Below are 2,114 nucleotides of genomic sequence, written 5' to 3'. Positions count from 1 at the left end.
GCAATGCTGCGCCGCGCCGCGCGGTTCACCAACCGGCTCGTGCGCGCCGATGCCCGCCGCCTGCCGTTTGCCGATGCCAGTTTCGATACCGTGTGCGCCACCTTCCCCGCCGAATATATTCTTGATCCGGCGACCCACGCCGAAATTCGGCGGGTGCTAGCGCCAGACGGCCAATTGGTCATTGTTGATGGCGGTCGGCTGGAAGGAGGGTATGGGCGGTTGATCGATGCAATCTATCGCCTGATCTGGCTGGGGCGCAACCCGCCCGATCTGCCAGAGAGCGTCCCATTTGGAAATGTTCGCATGCGCGTGCAGCGCGTGACCATTGGTCACAGCAGTGTCCTTGTGATGACCGGGAGGCCGCATGAGTCCGGATCTGAGCGTTGAACAGACCCTGCGCGCACGCGGCTATCCGGCGCTGGCCGGAATTGACGAGGCCGGACGTGGCTGTTGGGCCGGGCCGATGGTGGCCGCCGCAGTGGTGTTAGCGCCAATCGTCTACGAGCAACCATACCTCTTGGCAGCAGTCAACGACTCGAAGCAGTTGAGCGCCGTGGCCCGCGAACGCGCGTTTGCCACCGTCCAAACCTACGCCCAAGGCATCGGGGTCGGCATCGTACCGGCCTTCATCATCGACGCCTACGGCATTCTGGCCGCTACCCGCCTTGCGATGACGCAGGCGCTGCTCGCGTTGCCCTGCCCAGTTGATGCGCTGTTGATCGATGCCGAACATCTCCCCGGCATTTGCCTGCCCCAAGAATCGTTGGTGCGCGGCGATGCCCGTTCGCTCTCGATTGCCGCCGCCTCGATCATTGCCAAAGTCACCCGCGACCGGTTGATGCATACCGCTGATCGCTGTTACCCGGCTTATGGCTTTGCCGTGCATAAAGGGTATGGCACTGCCGCGCATCGCCGCGCTTTAGTGCACTATGGCCCGTCACCCATCCATCGCTATACCTTCCAGCCGGTGATCGAGGCGCTTGAGCACTTGGAACCTGCATGAATCTTCGTGAACATCTCGTGTACTCGAGCGTGCTGGCTGCCAGCTTGTACCCGCGCCAACCGGTCGCTGCCGCGCTTCTGATTGCCGGCGGCGTGCTGATCGATCTCGATCATTTCGCGCTGTACGTCTGCCGCACCGGTGATTGGAGCATTAGCGGCGCATTGGTATACAACCGCTATCGCAACCGGCTGCCTCGTCACGGTGACAACCGGCCTCGCTATGGCTCGCTCCGCTCGTGGTTGCACCGGCCCCTCTTCGTCTTGCCCCCGCTTTGGATGCTGGTGCAGCGTTACCCGTGGCTCCGCCCGTTCGCGCTTGGCATCACCTTCCATCTCTTGCTTGATCACCTCCCCCTGCCCTTGATCTGGGCCGCCTACCTGCGCTCCGGCGGGCAATGCGGGCACTGCGGCAGCCGGCAATCGCTTGACATCTACCGCCGGCCACGCGCCCACGATTGCCGCATGCACTGGATCGTACTCTGCCGGCGATGCGCAACCAAGAGAATGTGGTACACTGATCATAACACGCATGCCACCACCACTTCCGCGCTGCCCAACGCTTGAATAAACCGGAAGGAGTGCATAGATGGATCCGGATGACGAGCTAACCCCGGAAGATCCGCTAACCGAACTGAGCTGGCTGGCAAGTGAAGCCATCGACGGCCAATCGAAAGGCGTCACCTCTGCCGAACGTCGCCGGCGTTGTGATCGTGTGCTCGAACTCGAAGCGCGAGGTTTCATCACCGACGATCGCGCCTGCTTCCTCGCCGGTTTAGTCATGATCTGCGGCGAATCGGTGGCCGATTTTCACCACGCCCACCGGTTTGCCCGTCGCGCCACCGAATTGGGCAATGAACGTGCATGGACATTACGTGCGATGGCGTGGGATCGGTTGTTGATCGAATTGGGCCGGCCACAACACTTCGGCACCCAGATCATCCGCATAGGCGGGCGCTGGTCGCTGGGTGAAGTCAACCCGCGGGTGACCGATTGGGAACGGGCGCTGTTCGGTGTGCCGCCGCTGTATGTGCAATTGCAGCGGGTCGAAGAATTGCAACGCTCTGAACAAGGATGAATCGATGACGGCGGCGGGGCGATGGGAGCCATCGCCC

At 62.2% G+C, this 2,114-nt stretch carries 4 protein-coding genes; all 4 read left to right on the top strand.

Annotation, left to right across the window (positions count from 1 at the left end; genetic code table 11):
• On the top strand, positions 1–387 hold a 387-nt coding region (locus U9R81_RS11765; protein ID WP_322495642.1), incomplete at its 5' end, for a class I SAM-dependent methyltransferase.
• Positions 365–1,003 carry a ribonuclease HII gene (locus U9R81_RS11760; RefSeq protein ID WP_322495641.1) on the top strand — a complete coding sequence of 213 codons (639 nt, stop codon included), beginning with the start codon at positions 365–367 and terminating at the stop codon, positions 1,001–1,003. The genes U9R81_RS11765 and U9R81_RS11760, both read left to right, overlap by 23 nt.
• Entirely contained in the window at positions 1,000–1,566 is a 567-nt protein-coding gene (locus U9R81_RS11755; RefSeq protein ID WP_322495640.1) for a hypothetical protein, read from the top strand. The genes U9R81_RS11760 and U9R81_RS11755 overlap by 4 nt, the downstream gene beginning before the upstream one ends.
• A 22-nt stretch (positions 1,567–1,588) precedes the next feature.
• Complete coding sequence (locus U9R81_RS11750) at positions 1,589–2,077, top strand: hypothetical protein (protein ID WP_322495639.1); 489 nt, start codon at positions 1,589–1,591, stop codon at positions 2,075–2,077.
• Positions 2,078–2,114: the final 37 nt, after the last annotated feature.

This window comes from Chloroflexus sp., from assembly GCF_034435895.1.
GTDB lineage: Bacteria > Chloroflexota > Chloroflexia > Chloroflexales > Chloroflexaceae > Chloroflexus.
The sequence above is the reverse complement of the archived record's forward strand: the minus strand, read 5'-3'. Positions and strand labels throughout refer to the sequence as shown.

Bases quoted from the DNA above. Each gene is read 5' to 3' on its own strand.
- U9R81_RS11760 (WP_322495641.1), top strand. From the start codon at position 365: ATGAGTCCGGATCTGAGCGTTGAACAGACCCTGCGCGCACGCGGCTAT.
- U9R81_RS11755 (WP_322495640.1), top strand. From the start codon at position 1,000: ATGAATCTTCGTGAACATCTCGTGTACTCGAGCGTGCTGGCTGCCAGC.
- U9R81_RS11750 (WP_322495639.1), top strand. From the start codon at position 1,589: ATGGATCCGGATGACGAGCTAACCCCGGAAGATCCGCTAACCGAACTG.